1 protein-coding gene (cut by a window edge) is annotated in these 217 nt (G+C 69.1%); it reads right to left on the bottom strand.

Annotated features, from left to right (window positions below):
- Nucleotides 1-197: the start of an ABC transporter ATP-binding protein gene (locus BGN95_RS18465; RefSeq protein ID WP_502688317.1), read on the bottom strand. Its footprint begins 1357 nt before the window's first position; the window shows 197 of its 1554 coding nt (coding positions 1-197); the start codon lies at nt 195-197; the stop codon falls past the left edge of the window.
- Nucleotides 198-217 lie beyond the last annotated feature (20 nt).

Here is a 217-nt window from a genome sequence, read left to right as displayed (position 1 = left end):
ACCTTGTCGGCATCCCGCGTCATGCGCGTCACCATCTCGCCGACGCCGTGTCGCCAGTGATAGGCGAGGTCGAGCCGCTGGACCTGCATCAGGATCCGCTCGCGCAGGATGGTGAGCAGCCGCTGGCCAATCGACAGCGCCAGGAGCCCCGCGCCATATTGGACCGCGGCGCGCGCGAGCGAGAGCCCCAGCAGCACGGTAACCCAGAACCACGCCC

Origin of the sequence: Sphingomonas sp. 66-10 (genome assembly GCF_001897045.1) — a bacterium.
In the GTDB taxonomy this organism is placed as follows: domain Bacteria; phylum Pseudomonadota; class Alphaproteobacteria; order Sphingomonadales; family Sphingomonadaceae; genus Sphingomonas; species Sphingomonas lycopersici.
The sequence above is the reverse complement of the archived record's forward strand: the minus strand, read 5'-3'. Positions and strand labels throughout refer to the sequence as shown.